Source organism: Amycolatopsis sp. NPDC050768 (genome assembly GCF_040654155.1).
Lineage (GTDB): Bacteria > Actinomycetota > Actinomycetes > Mycobacteriales > Pseudonocardiaceae > Amycolatopsis.
Genome location: NZ_JBFAHL010000008.1, coordinates 374,745 through 396,473 on the forward strand (window position 1 = coordinate 374,745; position 21,729 = coordinate 396,473).

The window sequence follows — 21,729 nt, forward strand, 5'->3', positions numbered from 1 at the left end:
TGCGGCCTGGGCCGCGATTCACGAGGGAGTTGCCTGTGCGAAGAAGTCTCACCGTGTTCCTTTCGCTGGCGATGGCGGGTGGCCTCGCGGCCGCCACGCCGGGGCTGGCGTCTGCGGCGTCGGCCCCGGGCCGGGCCGACATCCCCGCGTCGCACCCGCTCTGGGCGAACCCCGGGGCCAAGGTCGCGAACACCGCGCCGGCGTCGAAGCTGGACTTCCGCGTGTACCTGAACCTGCGTGACGAGGCCAGTGCCGAAGCCGTGGCGGCGGGCGTGTCCGACCCGCAGTCCAAGAGCTACCGGCAGTACCTGTCGCCGCAGCAGGTGCGCGACCGCTTCACCGCTTCGGACCAGACCGTGTCCGCGGTGAAGACGTGGCTGTCGGGCGCCGGGTTCCAGATCGGCGACGTGCCGTCGAACCGCGCGTACGTGGAGGCCGTCGGTACCGCGGACCAGGTGCAGAAGGCGTTCGACGTCACGCTCGGCAAGTACGCCGTGAAGGGCCAGACGCTGCGGGCGGCGGACAAGAACCTGTCCGTGCCGGCAACACTTGCTTCCTCCGTGCTGGGTGTTGTGGGCGTCGACCAGGCGACGAGCCTGCTGAAGCCGGACCACACCTCAGGCGCCGACACCGCTTCCGCGAAGTCTTCCGGTCCGGCGACCGCGCCTCCCGGCGCCGGTTTCCGCAACTCGGGCCCGTGCAGCGACTACTACGGCCAGAAGACCGACATGACCGACCCGGCGTACAACGGCAAGCAGCTGCCGTACGCGCCGTGCGGCTACAAGCCGGCGCAGCTGCGTTCGGCGTACGGCCTCGACCAGGCCGCCAAGCTCGGGGCCGACGGCCGCGGCACCACGATCGCGATTGTGGACGCCTTCGCTTCGCCGACCATCTACGCCGACGCGTCGGAGTACGCCAAGCGCAACGACCCGGCGCACCCGCTGACGAAGGCGCAGTTCAGCCAGCACGTCTTCCCGGTCAACCCGGCCGACGAGGGCCCGGACCAGTGCGACGCCTCCGGCTGGTACGGCGAGGAGACCCTCGACGTCGAAGCCGCCCACGGCCTCGCGCCGGGTGCGAACATCCTCTACGTCGGCGGTTCCGACTGCGAGGACCTCTCCCTCGACACCGCGCTGAACTACATCATCGCCGGCCACAAGGCCGACATCGTGTCGAACTCCTACGGCGACACCGGCGAGGACCTGCCGGCCGACGAGATCAAGGCGTTCAACCAGATCGCCGTGCAGGCCGCGCTCGAGGGCATCGGCGTGTACTTCTCCTCCGGCGACAACGGTGACGAGGCCGCGCGCCTCGGCACGCCTTCGCCGGACTTCGCGGCTTCCTCGCCGTGGGTCACCGCCGTCGGCGGAACCTCGCTGGCGGTCGACGCGTCCGGCAAGCGGACCTTCGAGACCGGCTGGGAAACGGGCAAGTCCACGCTCACCGCGGGCGCCTACGCCCCGTCCTTCCCGGGCGCCTTCAACGGCGGCGCGGGCGGCGGCACCAGCCGCGTGTTCCCGCAGCCGGCGTACCAGAAGGGCATCGTGCCGGACGCGCTGTCCACGAAGAACCAGAAGGGCAAGGCCAAGGGCCGCGTCGTCCCGGACATCTCCGCGGTCGCCGACCCCAACACCGGCATGCTCGTGGGCCAGACCCAGCGCTTCCCCGACGGCGACTACTACGACCAGTACCGCATCGGCGGCACCAGCCTGGCGTCCCCGGTCTTCGCGGGCGTGATGGCCGTGGCCGACAGCCTGGACCACTTCCACCACGGCTTCATCAACCCGGCGCTCTACCAGCTCACGTCACGCACCGGCACGATCTACGACGTGAAACACGTGGACGCCGCCGTGCAGCGCGTGGACTTCGCCAACAGCGTCGACGCGTCGGACGGCCTGCTGACCTCCGCCCGCACGCTCGACTACCCCAACCTGACGATCCACACCACCAAGGGCTACGACGACGTCACCGGCCTGGGCTCGCCGAACGGCTTGCCGTTCTTGTTGCTCGTGTGATCCGCTACTGAGGGTCGGTGCAGGCCCCCGCTTTGCCGCGTTTCGGCAGGGTGGGGGCCTGCGTCGTTTCCGGGGTCAGTTCGACGACGTCGGCGGCCCAGCCCCGGGCCGGACCACTTCTCCGACCCGGACCGGTGCCACGTCCGAAATTCACCCTCGCTTCAGCGATGAGTTTGCGGGCGCCCGATTGTCTCTACCAGGACGCCGGACCACCGGCCGACCGGACGGAGAACCGCTATGACGACGCCTGACCTCACCGACGCGAAAGAACCGGCCGCCAGGGCCGGTCGCGGCCGGGTGGCTCGGCGATGACGGCCGCCGGCGAGGCGGAGTTCGCAGTGCTCGCCGACCGTCATCGTCCGGAGCTGCTCGCGCACTGCTACCGGATGCTCGGGTCGCTGCAGGAATCGGAAGATCTCGTGCAGGAAACGTACTTGCGCGCCTGGCGCTACTACGACCGGTTCGAGGGCCGCTCCTCGGTGCGGTTGTGGCTGTACAAGATCGCGACCACGACGTGCCTGACCGCGCTCAAGAACCGCCGGCGCCGACCGCTGCCGTCGGGCCTCAGCGCGCCGTCGGACGACGCCGAGGTGGCGCTCGGCGGGCCGGAAGCGGACATCCCCTGGCTGCAGCCGGCGCCCGACAGCCTGTTGTACGCCTCCACCGCCGACCCCGCGACGGTCGTGTCCGGCCGCGCCGGGGTGCGGCTGGCGTTCGTCGCGGCCCTGCAGCAGCTGTCCGCGCGGCAGCGCGCGGTCCTGATCCTGCGCGACGTCCTCGGCTGGCACGCCAGAGAGGTCGCCGAGATGCTCGACACCTCCGTCGCCGCGGTCACCAGCGCGTTGCAACGCGCCCGGGCCCAGTTGGCGCGGACCGGTCCGGCTCCGGACGACCTCGCCGAACCCTCGGAACCCGAGCTGCGGAACCTTCTCGACCGCTACGTCGCGGCCTTCGAACACGCGGACGTCGCCGCGCTGGCGAACCTGCTGCGGGCCGACGTCGAGCTGGAGATGCCTCCGATTCCCACGTGGTTCACCGGCGCCGACGTGGTGTGCGCGTTTTTGGCCAGGGAGGTCCTGAGCACGCCGGGTCAGTGGCGCCTGATCGCCACGCGCGCCAACGGCGCTCCCGCCTTCGCCGTGTACCAGCGCGGCGGCGATGGCGCTTTCCACGCCTACGGTGTGCAGGTTCTTTCGCTGATCGGCGCGCACGTCGCCCGCATCAACGCCTTTCTCGATCCCGGCCTGATCGCCGCCTTCGACCTGCCTGCGGTGGCCCCGGCACCACCTGCCACTCCGCGCGCTGCCCGGACGTGAGCGGGCCGCTCGTGCGTCCCGGCGGCGAGGAGAGGTCCGTTCTCGGCGGCGCCGCCCGGTACCTGTTGCGCAGCGTCCTGTTGGCGCGCGACGCCGATCTGTCGGCACGGACACCGTGCCCGGATTGGAACCTGGGTGACCTGCTCCGCCACGTCCGAGCGTCGCTGGAAGATCTCACCGGAGTGCTGATCGCGAGCGAGCCACCGTACGCCCGCGGCCCGGAGCCCGACGCGGAGCCGGTCGCCGCGATCCGCGCCCGCCTCGTCGACCTCGTGGTCGCGTGGGCTTTTGTCCTGCCGGGCGATCGCTGGTGCGAGGTCGGGGATCGGCGGGTTCAGGCGGAGATCGTGGTGTACACCGCGGCCACCGAAATGGTCGTGCACGGCTGGGACATTTCGCAGAGCTGCGGAGCACAACACCTCATTCCCGCCGAACTGGCGCGGAGTCTGCTCGCTGTGTCGCGGCCCCTGGTCGAGGCCGGTGCCGGAGTTCGGGCGTTCGCCACTTCACTGAGTTCCCCGGCGACGGCAACACCGGGCGAACGACTGCTCGCACTCTTCGGCCGGAGCCCGGATTCCCGATGAGTTCACGCACGCCCGGTTGTCTCTATTCGGGTGGTGGCCCGAAACCGCCACCCGAGACAGAGGAGATCGTCATCATCACGAGCATCGCAGGCAAAACCGTTCTCATCACCGGAAGCAACCGTGGCATCGGACAGGCGCTCGTCGAAGAAGCTCTGAAGCGAAACGCGAAGCGGGTCTACGCCGGGATGCGGCACCCCTCGGCCCACGCGGACCGGCGGGTCACCGCGCTCGCCCTGGACGTGACCGACGCGGCACAGATCCGCGAAGCCGCCGCCGAGGTCGAAGCTCTCGACGTCCTCGTCAACAACGCGGGTATCGCGCTTTACGACGACCTGAGTGATCGCTCGGTGCTCCAGCAGCACCTCGCCGTGAACCTCTTCGGTACCCACAGCGTGACCCAGGCCTTCCTGCCCTTGCTGATGCGGTCCGCCGGCGCCGTCGTCAACAACCTGTCGGTCAACGCGTTCGCCCCGTTCCCGCTCATCCCGGCCTACTCGATCTCGAAAGCCGCCGCGTTCTCCCTCACACAATCACTGCGCGCGCTGGTCGCCGAACACGACGTCAGCGTTCACGCTGTCCTCACCGGCATCGTGGACACCGACATGTCGCGAGGCGTCGACATTCCGAAGGCCTCCCCGGAGTCCGTCGCGCGCGGGATCTTCGACGGGGTGGAAAAGGGCGAAGAGGATATCTTCCCGGATCCCATGGCCCAGTCCCAAGCCGAAAGCTGGCGCACTGGGGCGGCGAAGGAGCTGGAGCGCCAGTACGCGGCGATCGCGGGGGCGAGCGCCCAGCGTGTCTGATCCCGGAATCGACCACAGCGAAAAGGGGAGCGGACCATGCTGCTCGAAGGCAAGAACGCGATCGTCTACGGTGCCGCCGGCGCGGCCGGCAGCGCCGTGGCCCGAGCTTTCGCCCGTGAAGGGGCGCGGGTCTTTCTGACTGGCCGGAACCTCGCCAAGCTCGACGCACTGGCCAAGGAGATCGGCGGAGCGGCGGAGACGGCGGTGGTCGACGCACTCGACGAAACGGCCGTGGAGAGCCATTGCGACGCGGTGGTGCAGGCGGCGGGAAGGATCGACATCTCCTTCAACGCGGTCGGGATTCCGCAGCAAGGCCTGCAAGGAATCCCGCTGACCGACCTGCCGGTGGCGAGTTTTCTGGTGCCGATCACCACCTACACCCGGGCTCACTTCGTCACCGCCAGGGCCGCTGCGCGCCGCATGACGGTTCAGCGGTCCGGCGTGATCCTGATGCACACACCGGAACCAGGCCGGGTGGGTGTCCCGATGCTCGGCGGAATGGGCCCTGCCTGGGCCGCGCTCGAAGCCCTCAACCGGGAACTCTCGGTGGAATACGCGCGGTCCGGGGTCCGGGCCGTCTGCCTGCGCACCACGGGCATGGAGGAGACCTCGACGATCGATGTCGTCTTCGGGTTGCACGCCGACGCGCTCGGCATCACGAAAGAACAGTTCGCGACCGTTGTCGCCGAAACGACCCACCGCAAGCGTGCGACCACGCTGGCGGAGTTCGCCGAGGTGGCCGCTTTCGTCGCCTCTGAGAAGGCGGCCGCGATGACCGGCACGGTCGCCAACCTGACCGGCGGGGTCATCGTCGACTGAGTTCCGGCCCGTAAGGCGCGGGCCGAGAAGATCCGATGCGGAGGACACCCCATGACCACTGACGTGACGGATGTGAAGGTTCGCGCCGAACGGCTGCGCGAGCTCCACAGTGGAGAGATGCTCGTGCTGCCCAACGTGTGGGACGCGGCGAGCGCGGCGATCGTGGCCGAAGCGGGGTTTCCCGCGGTCGCCACCGCGAGCGCCGCCATTTCGGCGATGCTCGGCCATCCCGACGGTGAGGGTGCGCCGTGGGAGGAGATGTTCGCCGCTGCCGGCCGCGTCGTCCGCGCGGTTTCGGTTCCGGTCACGGTGGACGCCGAAGCGGGATACGGCATGCGGCCGCGTGAATTGGTCGACCGCTTGCTGGACATCGGCGCGGCCGGCTGCAACCTGGAGGACAGCGACCACCGCAACGGCGGGCTGGTCGAGGCCGGTGCGCAGGCCGACCGGCTCGCGGCCGTCCGCGCCGCCGCCGAGGGCGCCGGCGTCCCGATCGTGATCAACGCCCGTGCCGACACCTTCTTGCCCACCAGCGGAATCCCGGAACCGGACCGGCTCGCGGAAGCGATCCGGCGGGGTCGGCTCTACCGAGCCGCGGGCGCCGACTGCGTCTACCCGATCGGCGTACGCGACCGGCGTGACCTCGCCACGCTTGTCGCCGAGCTGCCCGGCCCGGTCAACGGCAACACGGGCGAGCAGTTGGAGCTGTCCACACTGCGGGAGCTCGGTGTGGCCCGAGTGTCCTACGGCCCCCGCTTCTACCGCTCGGCCCTGGCCGACCTGAAGACCGCCGTCGAGAAGATCAGGAGCTGAAAGTGCTGCTGGAAAAGAAGAACGCGCTCGTTTACGGAGCGGGCGGGGCGATCGGAAGCGCCGTCGCGCTGGCCTTCGCCGCCGGGGGAGCCCGGGTCTTCCTCGCCGGGCGCACCCGCGCCGGTCTGGAGGTGGTCGCCGAGAAGATCCGGGCCGAGGGCGGTGTCGCCGACGTCGCCACGGTGGACGTGCTGGAGGTCGACGCCGTCGAAGCGCACGCGGACGCGGTGGTGAGCGAGGCGGGATCGCTCGACGTTTCGTTCAACGCGACCAGCCTCCCGCAGACGGGTATTCAGGGCACCCGGCTCGTCGACTTGTCTCCCGAGGCCTTCGCCCTGCCCATGACCACCTACCCCATGGCCACCTTCCTCACCGCCCGGGCCGCGGGACGGCGCATGATCGAGCAGGGATCGGGGGTGATCCTCACGATCACCGCATCTCCGTCGCGAACAGCCACTCCGCGAATGGGTGGGATGGCGCCGGCGTGGTCGGCGGTCGAATCGCTGGCACGGGGCCTGGCGGCCGAGCTCGGACCGCACGGTGTCCGCGTCGTGTGCCTGAACGCGGCGGGAATGCCGGAGACGACGCAGCTCACCGAGGTCTACGGCTTGCACGCCGACGCGTACGGCATCAGCCGCGACGCGTTCCAGGACCGCATGGAGACGCTGACACTGCGGAAGAAGCTGCCCACGGTCGCCGAGATCGCCAACGTGGCAGCGTTCGTCGCTTCGGACCGCTCCAGCGCGATGACCGGCGCGATCGCCAACGTCACCGGCGGCCTGGTCGTCGACTGAGGGGAGCCCGGTGGCGGCGGCTCGCCTGGCACTTCAACCTAGCCGCCGCCACCCGCCGACGAACCGGCCTCTGCCGGTGTGTGGCGCATCTTCCGCACCACCGGCGACAACAACGGCACCAACGCCGCCACCGCCAGCACCACCCCACCGGCCGTGGCCACCGGCCCGGCGCCGAACGCCGAAGCCAACGGCCCCGCCGACAGCTGACCGATCGGAATCCCCACATAAGACCCGAAGTCGTCATAAGCGGCCATCCGCGAGAGCAGATGGTCGGGGACGTTCTCCTGCACCGTCGTATCCCACGCGACGTTCGCGACCCCACCGCCGAGCCCTGCCACCAGCGCCGCGGCAGCAAGCGCGACGAAACCCGGCGAAGTCCCCAGCACGATCAGCGGCGTGGCCGACAAGGCGGCGCACACCTGCCCCAAGCTCAGCAGCCGGCGAGCCGCCACCCGGTACATGACCACACCCGTGATCAGCACCCCCGCGGCCCGCACGCTCAGCACCGCACCCCACGACGCCTCGCCGATGGTGGCGCGCGCGATGGTCGGCCCGAGGACCTGCCAGACGCCGGTCTGCGCGATGTTGACGACCGTGAACGCCGCCACGATCTGCCACAGCCACGTGATCCGCCGGAACGCGTGCCAGCCCTCGCGGATGCCGCGCAGGACGCCCGCCCGCGACGAGCCGACGACCGGAGGGAGGCGGAGAAAGCTGAACGCCAGGCCGGCCACCACGAACGACAAGCCGTCCGCCGCGATGGCCCAGCCGCCGCCGACGGTGGCCACGAGGACACCCGCGACGGAAGGCCCCGCCACCTTCGAGATGTTGCGCGCCGATGACAGCAGCGAGTTCGCCTGACGCAACAACCCCCGGTCGACCAGTTGCGGCACGATCCCGCGCAGGGCCGGCGTCGTGAACGCCGTGAGCACCCCGTTGGCGAACTCTGTACACACCAGGAACGGCAGCGAGTAGTTTCCCGTCAGCAGCACCCCCGCCGCCACGAGCTGGGTCGCGCCGCTGCCCAGGTTGGCGAGGCGCAGCACCAGGTCACGCGGGAAGCGGTCGGCCACCGAGCCCCCGACCAGCAGCAACGCGAGCATCGGCACCATGTTCGACGCCAGCACGATGCCGAGGTCCCCGGAGTCCGGGCTGGCGTCGAGCACCGCGAACGCGAGCGCCACCGGCGTCATCGAGCTGCCGAGCAACGACACCATCCGCGCGCCGAAGAACACGGCGAAGCGCCGCGACGCCAGAACCCCCATTCGATCATCGTGCCAGCGGGGCCGTGGGCCGTCGAAGGAGTTTCAGCCTGAACCCGGCGCGTGAACATCCGACGGCGACGACGGAAACAGGCGCTCGCAAGGCTTCTTCGCGAGGCTCGATCTCGTGGGAGACCTCCGCTGGGTGGTGGCGTTGTGGTCGAACCCGTTCGAGCGGATCGTGGTTTCCGGGACGGTGGTCGAGGTCACCGACAACCTGGGAAACTCGGTCTCTTTCGATCTCCTCGACCCGAACTTCTCCTGGCAGGGGAGACGTTCGTCGCGGAAGCTTCCCCCAACCCCGGCCAGCAGCAATCATGACACCCGGCAAAACGGGAGAAGGGCCAGTACATGAGCGGGATCGACGCGGAAGTCTTCGGGGGACGCATGCCGTCCGGCGCGGGCGACTTCGCCATCGAGACGCACGGCATCAGGCCCGTGCCCGAGGCGAACCGGTTCGGCCGGCCGTGGCGGCTCGCGAGCGTGTGGTTCGCGCCCAACCTCACCATGACCGCCGTCTTCACCGGCACGCTCGGTTCGACGCTGGGGCTGGGCTTCACGACCGGGTTCATCGTCGCGCTCGTCGGCACGATCCTCGGCTCGCTGCCGCCCGCGTACCTGTCGACCTGGGGCCCGCGAACGGGCGCGGGCCAACTGCCGCTCGCGCGCCTGCCATTCGGCCGCACGGTGGTGCTGCCGGGGCTCGTGCAATGGCTCGGCAGCATCGCGTGGGACGCGCTGGTCGGGCTCTTCGGCGGCGAAGCGCTGGCGGAGCTCACAGGGCTGCCGTTCTGGCTCGCCGTGGTCCTCGTGCTGGCCCTGCAATGCCTGCTCGGCGTGTTCGGCTACGCCGTGATCCACCGCGTGCAGGCCGTGATGAGCGCGGTGCTCGTGGTCGCGTTCGTGGCGCTCGCGGTCAAGGTCGTCCTCGACCACCCGATCACCTTCACCGACTCCGCGACCGGCGGCGACTACGCGGGCGCCATCGTGCTGTTCTCCACGATCACGCTCAGCCTCGCCATCTCGTGGGCGCCCTACGCCGCCGACTTCAGCCGCTACCTGCCCGCCGACACGAAGCCGGCCGGGGTCTTCTGGTTCACGCTGCTCGGGCTCGTCGCGTCGTACGCGCTGGGTGAGGGCATCGGCCTCGCGCTCGGCTCGGCGCTGGGCGACCAGACCGCCGCCGGCGTCTCGCAGCTGGTCGGCGGCGGCGCGGTCGGCGGGCTGGCGCTGCTGGTGATCGCGCTGGCCGCCGTGTCGTCCAACGCCATGAACGACTACAGCGGCTCGCTCGCCCTCCAGACCGTCGGCGTGCGGCTGCGCCGCCCGGTGTCCGCGGTCGTGGTGACCGTGCTGGCGTTCGTGCTCATCCTCTGGATGCACAGCGGCGACCTGTCGGCGAAGTTCGAGAACGTGCTGCTGTTCGTGAGCTACTGGATCCCGCCGTTCCTGGGCGTCGTGGTGCCCGACTGGCTGCGTCGCACGAAGCACGGCCGACGCTTCGACATCGGCGCTGAGCTGCGGAAACCCACCCGGTCGTGGGCGGCGCTCGTGGCGTTCTTGGTCGGCTTCGCGGCGGCGGTGCCGTTCATGAACACCACCGTCTACACCGGACCTGTCGCCGCCGCCCTGCACGGTGCGGATCTGGCGTACTACGCGGGGTTCGTGGTTTCGCTGGTGGCGTACTTGATCCTGCGCGGCGAAAAGAAGGTTGACCTCCAGTAAGGTAGAGGTCGCACGCTGGCTGGTACCTACTCCAGGAGGAACCATGCCAGTCGCTGTCATCACCGGCGCGTCAGCCGGTCTGGGGCGGGCCCTCGCCGGGGCCCTCGTCCGTCGCGAGTGGACAGTGCTGGGCACCGCGCGGGGTGAAGAAGCCTTGCGGGCCACGGCCGACGAGCTCGGCTTCACCGCCGTGCCCGGCGACGTGACGGACCCTGCGCACCGCACCGCCCTCGCCGAGGCCGCCGGGCCGCGGCTCGATCTGCTCGTGAACAACGCCAGCAGCCTCGGCGTCAGCCCGCTGCCCCCGCTGGCCGACTACCCGCTCGAAGCCCTGGAATCCGTCTACCGCACCAATGTCTTCGCGCCCCTCGCACTCACTCGAACGCTGCTGCCCGCGCTGAAAACCGCGAACGGCACTCTCGTCGACATCAGCTCCGACGCCGCCGTCGAACCCTACGAGGGCTGGGGTGCCTACGGCTCCGCGAAAGCCGCGCTCGACCACGCCACCGCCGTGCTCGGTGTCGAGAACCCGGAGCTCGCCGTCTACGCCGTCGACCCCGGTGACCTGCGCACGGCCATGCACCAGCTTGCCTTCCCCGGCGAGGACATCTCCGACCGCCCGCTGCCCGAGACGGCCGTGCCCGCGTTCCTCAGGCTGCTCGACGAACGCCTGCCCAGTGGCCGCTACCGCGCCGCCGACCTCGCCACGGCGGTGCGCTCGTGACCACCCCGCACACCCGCTTCACGCTGTCGGACGACCTGCTCGCCGGCGCGCCACCCGAAGCACGGGGCCTCGCCCGTGACGAGGTCCGGCTGCTCACCGCGAGCCCGGACGGCGTTCACCACGCCACGTTCCGCGAGGTCGGCGACCACCTGCGGCCCGGTGACCTGCTCGTCGTCAACACCTCGGGCACGCTGCCCGCCGCCGTCGACGCCGTACGCGGCGACCACGTCGTCGGCGTCCACTTCTCCACCGAGCTCGACGCCGTGGAATTCGACGAGGGCACCTGGGTCGTCGAACTCCGGGCCCCCGGTGGCCCGCTGCTCGACGGCCGCGAGGGCGAGCACCTCGCCCTGCCCGCCGGCGCCGGCCTCACCCTGCTCGAGCCGCACATCGCCGGCCGGCGACGGCTCTGGCGCGCCCGCGTCGACGTCGAAGGCGGCGTCGGGAAGTACCTGGCGCTCGTCGGCCGCCCCATCCGCTACGGCTACGTCCCGCGCACGTGGCCGCTCACCGACTACCAGACCGTGTTCGCCCGCGACCCCGGCTCGGCGGAAATGCCCAGCGCTGCCCGCCCCTTCACGGCGGAACTGGTGACGCAGCTGGTCTCCCGCGGTGTGCTCTTCGCGCCGATCCTGCTGCACACCGGCGTCTCGTCGCCGGAAGCGGGCGAGCCGCCGTACGCCGAGCGCTACCGCGTCCCCGCCACCACGGCCGCGCTGGTCAACTGGGTGCGCACGCAGGGTGGCCGCGTCGTCGCCGTGGGGACCACCGCGGTCCGCGCGCTGGAGTCGGCCGTGGTGGACGGCGCCGTCACCGCCGCGTCGGGCTGGACGTCGCTGGTGCTGGGCCCGGACCACCCGGCTCAGGTCGTCGACGGGCTCGTCACCGGCCTGCACACGCCTGAGGCCTCGCATCTGCTCCTGCTCGAGGCCGTCGTCGGCCCCGCCCTGGTGCAGCGCGCTTACGACGCGGCCATCGAACGGAGGTACCTCTGGCACGAGTTCGGCGACGTCTCGCTGCTGCTGAGCAAGTAACGGCACCCCTGTCAAGGGCCTCCCACCGGTTTTCCCGCGATGCGGATGTCGATGCGCCCGGGTGAGTGACCGTGCGAACCTCGCCGGGACCCGGTCACCGCTGGAAGGGCCCACCCGTGCGCAAGCTCTCGAGAACCCGTTTGTTCGCCGCCGCGCTCGTCGCGCTGACCGCAGTGGGCGCACTCGCGGGCTGTTCGCGCGCGGACCGGCCGCAGGCCGCGGCCACGGACGAAGGCGCGGCGACGGAGGTGCGCCTCGGCTACTTCCCGAACGTCACCCACGCGCCGGCGCTGATCGGCGTCGACAAGGGCTTCTTCACCCAGCAGCTGGGCAAGACGAAGCTGACCACGCAGACGTTCAACGCCGGCCCCGACGAGGTCAACGCGCTGCTCGGCAAGTCGCTCGACATGGCGTTCATCGGCTCGGGCCCGGCCATCACGGCCTTCAGCAAGTCCGCAGGCGCCATCCAGCTGGTCTCCGGCGCGGTCTCGGGCGGTGCCCAGCTCGTGGTGAAGCCGGACATCACCACTATCGACCAGCTCAAGGGCAAGACCCTGACGACGCCGCAGCTGGGCAACACCCAGGATGTGGCGCTCAAGAAGTTCTTGGCCGCCAAGTTGCTCACCGGCCAGGTCACCGTGACCACGATGGACAACCCGAAGACGCTCGACGCCTTCCGCAAGGGCGACGTCGACGGCGGCTGGCTGCCCGAGCCGTGGTCCTCGCGGCTGGTGCTCGACGCCGGCGCGAAGGTGCTCGTCGACGAGAAGTCGCTGTGGCCCGACGGCCGGTTCCCGACCACCGTGGTGATCGTGCGCAGCGAGTTCCTGCAGCAGCACCCCGACACCGTGCGCGCGGTGCTGAAGGGTGAGCTGGCGGCCATCGACTGGGCCAAGGCCAATCCGGCGGACGCGAAGACGGTCGTCAACGGAGCGCTCAAGAAACTCGCCGGCAGCTCGCTGAGCCCGGCCGTGCTCGACCGCGCGTTCTCCGGCATCGAGCTGACCACGGACCCGATCCCCGAGCAGTTCCCGCAGCTGGCGCAGGACTCCGTCACCGCGGGCGTCGCGAAGTCCGCCGTGGCGCTCAAGGGGTTCGCCGACTTCGGTCCGCTCAACGAGGTCCTGCAGGAAGCGAAGCAACCCGCCGTCGAAGCCCCCGCCCTGGCCAAGTGACTGCGTCCCGGTGATTCAGGAAAGAGGCAGCGAGCGATGACGATCACCCTCCCCAGTGGACGGACCGAGTTCACCGGCACGGCCGCGGTGCGGCTTGCCGGCGTCGGCAAGGCGTTCGGCCCGGCCGGGCGTGCGGTGGTCGCGCTCGACGGCGTGGACCTGACGGTGGCGCCGGGCGAGTTCGTGTGCCTGCTCGGTGCGTCCGGCTGCGGCAAGAGCACGCTGCTGAATCTCGTGGCCGGCCTCGACGCGCCATCGGCGGGGGAGATCACGCTCAACACCTCGCGCCCGGCGGTCATGTTCCAGGAGGCCGCGCTCATGCCGTGGCTCACGGCCGCGCGCAACGTCGAGCTGCCGCTGCGCCTGGCCGGGTTCGGCCGCGCCGAGCGCCGCCACAAGGCCGCCGAGCTGCTGGACCTGGTGCGCCTGAGCGGCGTGGGCGGGAAGCGTCCGCACGAGCTGTCCGGCGGCATGCGTCAGCGGGTGGCGCTGGCCCGCGCGCTCGCGGCGACCCACCGCGTCGGCGGCGACGCGGAGCAGGCCCTGCTGCTGATGGACGAGCCGTTCGCCGCGCTCGACGCCATTACCCGCGACGTGCTGCAGGGCGAGCTGCTGCGCGTGTGGGGGCGCACGGGCACGTCGGTGCTGTTCGTGACCCACGACGTGCGCGAGGCCGTGCGGCTGGGCCAGCGCGTGGTGCTGCTGTCTTCGCGCCCGGGCCGCGTGGTGCGTGAGTGGACCGACGTGCCGCTGGCCGACACCGAGGAGCTGACCGAGGAAATCACCGGCCACCTGCGAAAGGTGATCAGCACCCATGCCGCAGCCTGACGGACCCGTCGACGAGCTGGATGCCGTCGGTTCCGGCCTCGACGCGCTCGACGCCCCAGTAGGGGAGCGCCGCCCGTCGTTCTGGCGCCGGTTCGCGTGGGGTTTCCTGCCGCCGGTCGTCGCGCTCGTGCTGCTCGTGGTCGTGTGGCAGATCCTGTGGGCCGCCGCGTTCTGGCCGGAGGCGCAGCTGCCCGCGCCGCTGGCCGTGTGGAACGAGTTCTGGGACCGCCTCACCGACGGCGAGGTGTTCGGCTTCATCTGGACGTCGCTGCACCGCGCCGCGCTCGGCTTCGCCGCGGGCGTGGTGATCGGGACGCCGCTGGGGCTGCTCGTCGCCAAGGTCCGCGTGGTGCGCGCGGCGATCGGGCCGCTGCTCACGGGGCTGCAGAGCCTGCCGTCGGTGGCCTGGGTGCCGGCCGCGATCCTGTGGTTCGGCATCAACGACGCGGCGATCTACTTCGTCGTGCTACTCGGGTCCGTGCCCTCGATCGCCAACGGCCTCGTATCCGGTATCGACCAGATCCCGCCGATCCTGCCGCGCGTCGGCCAGGTCATGGGCGCGCGCCGGCTGGCCGCGGCCCGCCACATCCTGCTGCCCGCCGCGTTGCCCGGCTTCCTCGCCGGGCTGAAGCAGGGCTGGGCGTTCTCGTGGCGTTCGCTGATGGCGGCCGAGCTCATCGCGCTGTCGCCGCAGCTCGGCATCGGCCTGGGCGCGTACTTGAACCAGGGCTCGTCGCTCAACGCGATCGAGAAGGTGATCGCGGCGATCTTCCTGATCCTGCTCGTCGGGATCGGGATCGAGCTGCTGGTGTTCCGGCCGCTGGAGCGCGCCGTGCTGCGGGCGCGCGGCCTCACGTCCTCGCTCTGACGGGGCTCGCCCGACGCGGTTTCGCGGCACCCACCACAATGTTCGATCATGGCCCCCGCGATCCTGGCGCTGCTCGCCGATCTGATCTTCTTCGTGCGGTTCCTGCGCGAGCCACGGCGGTTCGGCAACGCCGTGTGGTTCGCGATCGCTTTGGTGTTGACGGGGTTGTGGCTCTTCAGCCTCACGGCGGGGCTGGTGTGGCTGCAGACCGTGGTGCTGATCGTCGTCGCGGTGGTGGCGGTGGTCGCCGCGCTGGTGCTGCCGTGGGCGCTGATCGCCAACGGCGCGGTGATGTGGCGCCGCGAGGGGCATCGGCCGGCGAACCTGCTGTCGCTGCTCGCGGGGCTGGCGATCCTGGCGGTCTACGTCTTCACGGTGGGCGCGGTCGCTTTCACGCGCGCGGCGCCGTGGCTGATCGTGGTGGCGCTCTCGGCGCTGCTGCTCTCGGCGTATCTCGCGTTCGTGTTCACGGCGCTGCTCATGTACTCCGTGCTCTACAGCAGGCTGAACCGCCGCGCCCGCGTCGCCGCGATCATCGTGCTGGGCTCCGGTTTGCTGGGTGACCGCGTGCCGCCGCTGCTGGCCAGCCGGCTGGACCGCGGGGTCCAGTGTTACCAGCGCTCGCCCGAGGCCGTCGTGGTCGTGTCCGGTGGCCAGGGGAGTGACGAGCTCACCTCGGAAGCCGCGGCGATGGCTGCGTATCTGGAGAACGCCGGAGTGTCTCGGGAGTCGGTGCTGCTGGAGGACAAGGCCACGACGACCGACGAGAACCTGCGCTACAGCGTGGAACTGCTGCGCGCGCGGGGGATTTCCGGCCGGATCCTCGCCGTGACGAACAACTACCACGTCTTCCGCACCGCCATCCTCGCTCGCCGCCTGCGGCTGCGCCTGGATGTGATCGGCGCGAAGACCGCTTCGTACTTCGTGCCGAGCGCCTTTCTGCGCGAGTTCGTGGCTTTGCTGGTGCAGTACAAGAAGACGAACATCGCCGCGTTCGTGGTGCTGGGCGGCTTCCCGCCCGCGTTCGCCTTGCTCGGCCAGCTCTGACGCGCCTGCGGCACAAAAAACCGGCCCGCAGGCGCGGAGCCTGCGGGCCGGTCTGAAGTGGATGGTCAGCGCCCGGTGCGGCGAGATCCCGCGCGGGTGCCGGACGAGAACGCTGCGGCGCCACGGCTGGAGCCGGAGGCCGAGCCGGCGCGGCTGGGCTGCTGCGAACGCGTCGCCGACTGGCCGGAACCACCGCGGCGCGGTTCGCCCTGCGTGCGGGCGGCGGCTGCGCCACCGCGACCGCCACCGGTGCGCCCGGCTGCGGCGCCACCGCGGCCGGCGTTCGCGCGCCCGGCGCCGCTGCGGCCCCCGGCTGAACGACCGGCGTCACCACGACCGCGACCGGCGCCGTCGGCGACCGCTTCCCGCGAAGTGCCACCGCGACCACGGCCGCCGCCCTCGCCGAACGATTCGCGAGCAGCACCGCCGCGACCGCGGCCTTCGCCGAACGAGTCCCGCCCGGCGCCACCACGGCTGCCGCGGCTGGAGCCGCCGCGTCCGGCCGACTCGCCCCGGCGCGACTGAGCGTTGGCGCGAGCGCCCTGCCCACCGCGGTTCTCCGGAGCCGGCCCGCCACGACGCCCACCGCGAGCGGCGGAAGCGTCGCCGCCGGAAGCGGTGACCTTCTTCGGGCGGTCGTCGACGATCGGGCGGCGCGGCGAGGCGTCGAAGGTGCGCTCGCCGGGGGCGAGCTCGGCCAGCAGCGGGTGGCCGGGGCCGATCTGCGTGGTCGTGGGCTTGATGCCGGCCTTGCGGGTGAGGTCGCGGACGTCGGCGACCTGGTCGTCGGTCATCAGCGTCACCACGGTGCCCGACGCGCCGGCGCGCGCGGTGCGGCCGGAGCGGTGCAGGTAGGCCTTGTGCTCCACGGGCGGGTCGGCGTGGATGACGAGGGTGACGTCGTCCACGTGGATGCCGCGGGCCGCGATGTCGGTGGCGACCAGCGTCTTGGCCGCGCCGGAGGAGAACGCCTCCAGGTTGCGCGTGCGCGCGTTCTGGCCGAGGTTGCCGTGCAGTTCGACGGCCGGCACACCGCTGGCCACCAGCTTGCGCGTGAGGCTCTTGGCGCGGTGCTTGGTGCGCGTGAACACGAGCGTGCGGCCGGGCGCGGCAGTGAGGTCGACGAGCACCGGCAGGCGGTGGGTCTCCTCGAGGTGCAGCACGTGGTGCGTCATGGTCGAGACCGGCGACTGGGCCGAGTCGACACTGTGCGTGACCGGGTCGTGCATGAAGCGCTTGACCAGCACGTCGACGCCGCCGTCGAGGGTCGCGGAGAAGAGCAGCCGCTGCCCGCGCTCGGGCGTCTGGTCCATGATGCGCCGCACCTCGGGCAGGAAGCCCAGGTCGGCCATGTGGTCGGCCTCGTCGAGCACGGTGATCTCGATCTGGTCGAGCTTCACCTCGCCGGAGCGCATGTGGTCGGCCAGGCGGCCGGGGCAGGCGACGACGATGTCCACGCCGTCGCGCAGGCGCGTGATCTGCGGAGACGCGCTCACGCCGCCGAAGATCGTGGTCGTCTTCAGGCCCAGCACCTTGCCCAGCGGCGCGATGGTGGCCTCGATCTGGGTGGCGAGCTCACGCGTCGGCGCGAGGATCAGCGCGCGCGGGCGGCCGGGGCGCCGGCGCGTGGGGCCGGCGGAGAGGCGGGCCAGCACGGGCAGCGCGAAGCCGTAGGTCTTGCCGGAGCCCGTGCGGCCGCGGCCGAGCACGTCGCGGCCCGCGAGCGTGTGCGGCAGCGTGGCTTCCTGGATCGGGAACGGCGAGGTGACGCCCTGGGCCGCCAGTGCGTCCACCAGGGACTTGGGCAGGCCGAGTTCAGTAAATGTGGTCATAAGTGCGTACGGGCGCTCGAAACGCCCCGGTTCTCCATACGTGAGAAGGGTTGTCCTGCCCGGCGCAGACCTCGGGGGGCCGCGGCGCGTGGTAGTCGACAACAACACGCGATCCGAGGCAGAACTGAGCGGACCGCAAGATCAGTATAGCCGAACGTGCACGCGGGGCCGAGTGAGTTTGCCCGCACCTCGGCCCCTTGCTAAGTTACCCGTCGGTAATCACGGAGGAGAGCCATGCCGCTGCTCAACCCGCGGGCCTACGACCCGCAGTCGTTCGACCCGGAGACCCGGCGCCTGCTGCTGGCCACGATCGAGTGGTTCGAGTCACGCGGCAAGCGCAAGCTCACCGAGGACTACCACAACCGCACCTTCTACGCGGACTTCCTCGAGTTCGCCGGCAAGGAAGGCCTTTTCGCCACCTTCCTCACGCCCGCCGCGGCCGCCGACGGCGCGCCGGACAAGCGCTGGGACACCAGCCGCGTGGCCGCGCTGGCGGAAATCCTCGGCTTCTATGGCTTGAACTTCTGGTACCCATTTCAAGTGACGGTCCTCGGGCTCGGCCCGGTGTGGCAGAGCGGCAACGAGGTCGCGCGCAAGCGGGCGGCCGACGCGCTGGACGCGGGCGGCGTCGGCGCGTTCGGACTGTCCGAAAAGGATCACGGCGCGGACATCTACTCGTCCGACCTCGTCCTCACGCCCGACGGCGCGGGCGGCTACCGCGCCAACGGCTCCAAGTACTACATCGGCAACGGCAACGTCGCCCGCACGGTCTCGGTCTTCGGCCGCATCGACGGCGTCGAAGGCCCGGACCAGTACGTGTTCTTCTACGCCGATTCGACCCACCCGAACTACCACGTGGTGAAGAACGTCGTGCCCTCGCAGATGTTCGTCGCGGAGTTCCGGCTCGAGGACTACCCGGTGCACGCCGAGGACCTCCTGCACGTCGGCGCGGAGGCCTTCAGCGCCGCGCTCAACACCGTGAACATCGGCAAGTTCAACCTGTGTTTCGGCGGCATCGGCATGGCCACGCACTCGCTGTACGAGGCCATCACGCACGCCCACAACCGGATCCTCTACGGCAAGCCCGTCACCGACTTCCCGCACGTGCGCCGCGAGTTCGTGGAGGCCTACGCCCGGCTGGTCGGCATGAAGCTGTTCTCCGATCGCGCCGTGGACTACTTCCGCTCCGCCGGCCCGGACGACCGCCGCTACCTGCTGTTCAACCCCATCACCAAGATGAAGGTGACCACGCAGGCGCAGAAGGTGATCGGCCTGGTCGCCGACGTCGTCGCGGCCAAGGGCTTCGAGGCCGACACCTACCTCGCCATGGCCAAGAACGACATCGACGGCCTGCCCAAGCTGGAGGGCACGGTGGCGGTGAACCTCGCGCTGATCGCGAAGTTCATGCCCGCGTACCTCTTCGCGCCCCAGGACTACGCCCCCGTGCCGACCCGCGACGACGCCGCGGACGACGAGTTCCTCTTCCGCCAGGGCCCCGCGCGCGGCCTGTCGAAGGTCCGTTTCCACGACTGGAAAACGGCCTACGGCAAGGCTTCGCACATCCCGAACGTGGCGCTCTTCCGCGAGCAGGCCGACCACCTCGTGCGCCTGCTCACCGAAGCCGCGCCGGACGAGGCCCAGCAGGCCGACCTGGACTTCGGGCTGGCTCTGACGGAGCTGTTCACCCTCGTCGTCTACGGCCAGCTGATCCTGGAGCAGGCCGAGCTCACCGGCGAGCCCGACGACGTCGTGGACCAGCTCTTCGCCGTGCTGGTGCAGGACTTCAGCGCGGCCGCGGTGGACCTCAACGGCAAGGCGAGCTCCACGGCCAAGCAGCAGGAGCTGGCGCTGGCGGCCCTGCGCAAGCCCGTCGTGGACGCCGACCGCTTCGCTCGCGTGTGGACAGTGGTGCGGGACCTGTCCGGCACCTACGAGATGAACGCCTAGGTGCACCGGGTCCGCGGGCGCACCCGCGCGCGGACCCGCTCGGGCCCGTTGTCCTGACGGACAACAAACGGCCTCGTTCAGGTTGATCGGGAACATCGCGTTCGCGTGTGCCCTGCTGCACGGTGAGCAGGCAACCCCTTTCACCCCACAACAGGAACGAGGCTCGTCATGGCCGCTTCCGCACTACCCACCGTCGTACTGGTCCACGGCGCCTTCGCTGACGCGTCAGGCTGGCAGGGGGTGGCCGCCGGTCTGCGTGAACGCGGGTACCCGGTCCTCGCTCCGGCCAACCCGCTGCGCGGGGTCGCCGCCGATGCCGGCTACATCAGGGACTTCGTGTCGACGATCCAGGGCGACGTCGTGCTCGTCGGCCACTCGTACGGCGGCTGCGTGATCACCAACGCGAGCACGGGCATCCCGAACGTGCGGGCGTTGGTCTACATCGCCGCTTTCGCGCCGGACGAGGGAGAGATGTTGCTCGAGTCCTTCGCGCTCGGCGGCGGGGCGTCCGAACTCGGTGAGCGCCTGGTTCGGCGCCCGTACCCGGGTGCGCCCGAGGGCGACGCCGACGGGTACATCGACCTGGAGTTCTTCCACCAGCTGTTCTGCGCCGACCTGGACACTGATCTCGCCGCTTTCATGGCCGTCGCCCAGCGCGGGTTCGCGCTGTCCTGCCTGTCCGCCGCTTCCGGAGTGCCTGGCTGGCGGACCATCCCGAGCTGGTACCTCGTGGCCGCCGACGACGTCACGATCCCGCCGGAGGCCGAGCGGTTCATGGCGAAGCGCGCCGGAGCGCAGACGGTGGAGGTCGCCAGTTCGCACGTCGCGATGATCAGCAAGCCGGCCGAGACGATCGACCTGATCGTCGCGGCATGCGGTGCCTGAAACAGGACAGCTCTAGGCTGACCTGGTGACGCGACGCGAAGCCACGAGCGGGCCCGATCCGGAGCTCGTGGCACTCGCCGGACGGCTGCTGGGCGCCATCGACGAGTTCGCGGACGAGATCGCGTCCGCGATCGAGGCCCGCGTCGAGTTCTACTCCCTGACTACCGTCGTGTCGGCAGACGACCTGAGGCGATCCGTGCGAGGCAACCTCGAGTATGTCCTCCGGTCCTTGCAGGAGGACCGGTTCGCCGACGTCGCGGCAGCCCGGACGACCGGTGCTCTGCGAGCCGAGCAAGGGGTGCCGCTGTCGGTGGTCATGGCGGCGTTCCGCGTGCTGTTCAGCCAGATCTGGCACAGCCTCGTGCGGCACGCCCGTACGCAGGAACAGGTCTCCGATCAGGCACTGGTGGACGCGGCCTCCGACCTCTGGTCCGCACACGACACCTTCGCCGAGGAGATGGCCGCTGCGCACCGCGAGGCGACGATGGCACTGGTGCTGCGGAACGAGGGCGAGCGGTCGGCTCTGGTCGGCGCACTCCTGGAGGGACGGCCGCTGCACGAGACGTCCGTCTGGGAGGTAGCGGACGTGCTGCGCCTGCCCAAACGGGGGCCCTTCGTCGTGGTCGCGGCCGAATCGGTGCAACTGGCCCAGGAGGCGCTGCCCGGCATCGAGAACCGCTTGCGGGCACGACGCATCGGGTCGGCCTGGCGGCTGATGCCCGATGCGCAGATCGGGATCGTGCGCTTCGAGAACGACGCCGACCTGCGCCCGCTCGCGTCGACCCTGACGGCGTCGGCGCACAGCCGGATCGGCGTCAGCCCGCCGTATCGGGCACTGACGGAGACGGCGGCCGCGCTGCGTTTCGCGCGCATCGCGCTGGCGAGCACCGTCGCCGGCACGCCGCACGTCACGATGTTCGACGACTTTCCCCTTGCCGTCGCGGCGGTCAGCGCGCCCGACGCGATGCAGCGAGTCCGGCAGGCCGTACTCGGGCCGATCCTCGACCTGCCGCCCGAGCAAGGCAAGGTCCTCCTCGACACCCTGGCCGCGTGGCGGGACAACGGAGGGTCGGCGTCAGGCGCCGCGGCAGTTCTGTTCTGTCACCCCAACACGGTCCGCCATCGGCTGCGCCGGGTCGAGGCCGCCACCGGTCGCTCTCTCAGCGACCCGAAAGCAACCGCGGAGATCCTGATCGCGCTCGAGGCCGCGTTGCTGGGAATTGCGCGGTGATGACCGCCTGGGCTCACCGGTCCGCGA

General features: G+C 70.7%; 19 protein-coding genes. 17 read left to right on the top strand and 2 right to left on the bottom strand.

The features are described 5' to 3' along the window. Nucleotides 1-35: 35 nt before the first annotated feature. From AB0H62_RS25410 to AB0H62_RS25440, 7 genes are all read left to right on the top strand, one after another. Nucleotides 36-2,015 (top strand): S53 family peptidase, encoded by a 1,980-nt coding sequence (locus AB0H62_RS25410; protein WP_360588577.1) that lies wholly within the window; start codon nt 36-38, stop codon nt 2,013-2,015. A gap of 308 nt (nt 2,016-2,323) precedes the next feature. Further along, complete coding sequence (locus AB0H62_RS25415) at nt 2,324-3,331, top strand: sigma-70 family RNA polymerase sigma factor (RefSeq protein WP_360588579.1); 1,008 nt, start codon at nt 2,324-2,326, stop codon at nt 3,329-3,331. Then, entirely contained in the window at nt 3,328-3,915 is a 588-nt protein-coding gene (locus tag AB0H62_RS25420; RefSeq protein ID WP_360588581.1) for a TIGR03086 family metal-binding protein, read from the top strand. The genes AB0H62_RS25415 and AB0H62_RS25420 overlap by 4 nt, the downstream gene beginning before the upstream one ends. After that, nucleotides 3,912-4,718 carry an SDR family NAD(P)-dependent oxidoreductase gene (locus AB0H62_RS25425; protein ID WP_220246850.1) on the top strand — a complete coding sequence of 269 codons (807 nt, stop codon included), beginning with the start codon at nt 3,912-3,914 and terminating at the stop codon, nt 4,716-4,718. Before AB0H62_RS25420 ends, AB0H62_RS25425 begins: the two co-directional genes overlap by 4 nt. 36 nt (nt 4,719-4,754) lie before the next feature. Then, a complete protein-coding gene (locus tag AB0H62_RS25430; RefSeq protein ID WP_220246851.1) occupies nt 4,755-5,537 on the top strand; it encodes an SDR family oxidoreductase in 783 nt (260 codons plus the stop codon). 51 nt (nt 5,538-5,588) lie between these two features. Then, nucleotides 5,589-6,350, top strand: a complete 762-nt coding sequence (locus AB0H62_RS25435) for an isocitrate lyase/phosphoenolpyruvate mutase family protein (protein WP_220246852.1) — start codon at nt 5,589-5,591, stop codon at nt 6,348-6,350. A 2-nt stretch (nt 6,351-6,352) separates the two neighbouring features. Next, nucleotides 6,353-7,144 (top strand): SDR family oxidoreductase, encoded by a 792-nt coding sequence (locus AB0H62_RS25440; RefSeq protein WP_220246853.1) that lies wholly within the window; start codon nt 6,353-6,355, stop codon nt 7,142-7,144. Nucleotides 7,145-7,182: 38 nt separating this feature from the next. Here AB0H62_RS25440 and AB0H62_RS25445 read toward each other — a convergent pair whose 3' ends face one another. Continuing rightward, the gene (locus AB0H62_RS25445) at nt 7,183-8,409 is read right to left on the bottom strand and encodes an MFS transporter (RefSeq protein ID WP_220246854.1); all 1,227 of its coding nucleotides are present in this window, start codon (nt 8,407-8,409) and stop codon (nt 7,183-7,185) included. A gap of 348 nt (nt 8,410-8,757) precedes the next feature. On the opposite strand from AB0H62_RS25445, the gene AB0H62_RS25450 reads away from it, so the two are divergent. The 7 genes from AB0H62_RS25450 (at nt 8,758) to AB0H62_RS25480 (ending at nt 15,807) form a co-directional block, all read left to right on the top strand. After that, nucleotides 8,758-10,131 carry a cytosine permease gene (locus AB0H62_RS25450; RefSeq protein ID WP_220246855.1) on the top strand — a complete coding sequence of 458 codons (1,374 nt, stop codon included), beginning with the start codon at nt 8,758-8,760 and terminating at the stop codon, nt 10,129-10,131. 43 nt (nt 10,132-10,174) lie between these two features. After that, nucleotides 10,175-10,855, top strand: coding sequence for an SDR family NAD(P)-dependent oxidoreductase (locus AB0H62_RS25455; protein ID WP_220246856.1), 681 nt, complete (start codon nt 10,175-10,177; stop codon nt 10,853-10,855). After that, nucleotides 10,852-11,889, top strand: a complete 1,038-nt coding sequence (locus AB0H62_RS25460; protein WP_220246857.1) for an S-adenosylmethionine:tRNA ribosyltransferase-isomerase — start codon at nt 10,852-10,854, stop codon at nt 11,887-11,889. Before AB0H62_RS25455 ends, AB0H62_RS25460 begins: the two co-directional genes overlap by 4 nt. 116 nt (nt 11,890-12,005) lie before the next feature. Further along, the gene (locus AB0H62_RS25465) at nt 12,006-13,064 is read left to right on the top strand and encodes an ABC transporter substrate-binding protein (protein ID WP_360588586.1); all 1,059 of its coding nucleotides are present in this window, start codon (nt 12,006-12,008) and stop codon (nt 13,062-13,064) included. A gap of 36 nt (nt 13,065-13,100) precedes the next feature. Then, nucleotides 13,101-13,892: an ABC transporter ATP-binding protein gene (locus tag AB0H62_RS25470; RefSeq protein ID WP_220246859.1), complete on the top strand. Its 792-nt coding sequence runs from the start codon at nt 13,101-13,103 to the stop codon at nt 13,890-13,892. Then, complete coding sequence (locus AB0H62_RS25475; protein ID WP_220246860.1) at nt 13,879-14,760, top strand: ABC transporter permease; 882 nt, start codon at nt 13,879-13,881, stop codon at nt 14,758-14,760. The genes AB0H62_RS25470 and AB0H62_RS25475 overlap by 14 nt, the downstream gene beginning before the upstream one ends. 48 nt (nt 14,761-14,808) lie before the next feature. Next, a complete protein-coding gene (locus AB0H62_RS25480) occupies nt 14,809-15,807 on the top strand; it encodes a YdcF family protein (protein WP_360588589.1) in 999 nt (332 codons plus the stop codon). 65 nt (nt 15,808-15,872) lie between these two features. On the opposite strand, the gene AB0H62_RS25485 is transcribed toward AB0H62_RS25480, so the two are convergent. After that, nucleotides 15,873-17,639, bottom strand: a complete 1,767-nt coding sequence (locus AB0H62_RS25485) for a DEAD/DEAH box helicase (RefSeq protein WP_360588591.1) — start codon at nt 17,637-17,639, stop codon at nt 15,873-15,875. Nucleotides 17,640-17,873: 234 nt separating this feature from the next. Between AB0H62_RS25485 and AB0H62_RS25490 the strand changes: the two genes are divergently transcribed. From AB0H62_RS25490 to AB0H62_RS25500, 3 genes are all read left to right on the top strand, one after another. Further along, nucleotides 17,874-19,586 (top strand): acyl-CoA dehydrogenase, encoded by a 1,713-nt coding sequence (locus tag AB0H62_RS25490; protein WP_360588593.1) that lies wholly within the window; start codon nt 17,874-17,876, stop codon nt 19,584-19,586. A 168-nt stretch (nt 19,587-19,754) separates the two neighbouring features. Beyond that, nucleotides 19,755-20,471, top strand: coding sequence for an alpha/beta hydrolase (locus AB0H62_RS25495; protein ID WP_360588595.1), 717 nt, complete (start codon nt 19,755-19,757; stop codon nt 20,469-20,471). 25 nt (nt 20,472-20,496) lie between these two features. Continuing rightward, the gene (locus AB0H62_RS25500; protein ID WP_360588597.1) at nt 20,497-21,702 is read left to right on the top strand and encodes a helix-turn-helix domain-containing protein; all 1,206 of its coding nucleotides are present in this window, start codon (nt 20,497-20,499) and stop codon (nt 21,700-21,702) included. Nucleotides 21,703-21,729: the final 27 nt, after the last annotated feature.

What these genes read in the sequence shown, in the direction of transcription:
- AB0H62_RS25415 (WP_360588579.1), top strand. Translation starts at nt 2,324, where the DNA reads ATGACGGCCGCCGGCGAGGCGGAGTTCGCAGTGCTCGCCGACCGTCAT.
- AB0H62_RS25425 (WP_220246850.1), top strand. Translation starts at nt 3,912, where the DNA reads ATGAGTTCACGCACGCCCGGTTGTCTCTATTCGGGTGGTGGCCCGAAA.
- AB0H62_RS25430 (WP_220246851.1), top strand. Translation starts at nt 4,755, where the DNA reads ATGCTGCTCGAAGGCAAGAACGCGATCGTCTACGGTGCCGCCGGCGCG.
- AB0H62_RS25435 (WP_220246852.1), top strand. Translation starts at nt 5,589, where the DNA reads ATGACCACTGACGTGACGGATGTGAAGGTTCGCGCCGAACGGCTGCGC.
- AB0H62_RS25445 (WP_220246854.1), bottom strand. Translation starts at nt 8,409, where the DNA reads ATGGGGGTTCTGGCGTCGCGGCGCTTCGCCGTGTTCTTCGGCGCGCGG.
- AB0H62_RS25450 (WP_220246855.1), top strand. Translation starts at nt 8,758, where the DNA reads ATGAGCGGGATCGACGCGGAAGTCTTCGGGGGACGCATGCCGTCCGGC.
- AB0H62_RS25455 (WP_220246856.1), top strand. Translation starts at nt 10,175, where the DNA reads ATGCCAGTCGCTGTCATCACCGGCGCGTCAGCCGGTCTGGGGCGGGCC.
- AB0H62_RS25470 (WP_220246859.1), top strand. Translation starts at nt 13,101, where the DNA reads ATGACGATCACCCTCCCCAGTGGACGGACCGAGTTCACCGGCACGGCC.
- AB0H62_RS25475 (WP_220246860.1), top strand. Translation starts at nt 13,879, where the DNA reads ATGCCGCAGCCTGACGGACCCGTCGACGAGCTGGATGCCGTCGGTTCC.
- AB0H62_RS25480 (WP_360588589.1), top strand. Translation starts at nt 14,809, where the DNA reads ATGGCCCCCGCGATCCTGGCGCTGCTCGCCGATCTGATCTTCTTCGTG.
- AB0H62_RS25485 (WP_360588591.1), bottom strand. Translation starts at nt 17,639, where the DNA reads ATGACCACATTTACTGAACTCGGCCTGCCCAAGTCCCTGGTGGACGCA.
- AB0H62_RS25490 (WP_360588593.1), top strand. Translation starts at nt 17,874, where the DNA reads ATGCCGCTGCTCAACCCGCGGGCCTACGACCCGCAGTCGTTCGACCCG.
- AB0H62_RS25495 (WP_360588595.1), top strand. Translation starts at nt 19,755, where the DNA reads ATGGCCGCTTCCGCACTACCCACCGTCGTACTGGTCCACGGCGCCTTC.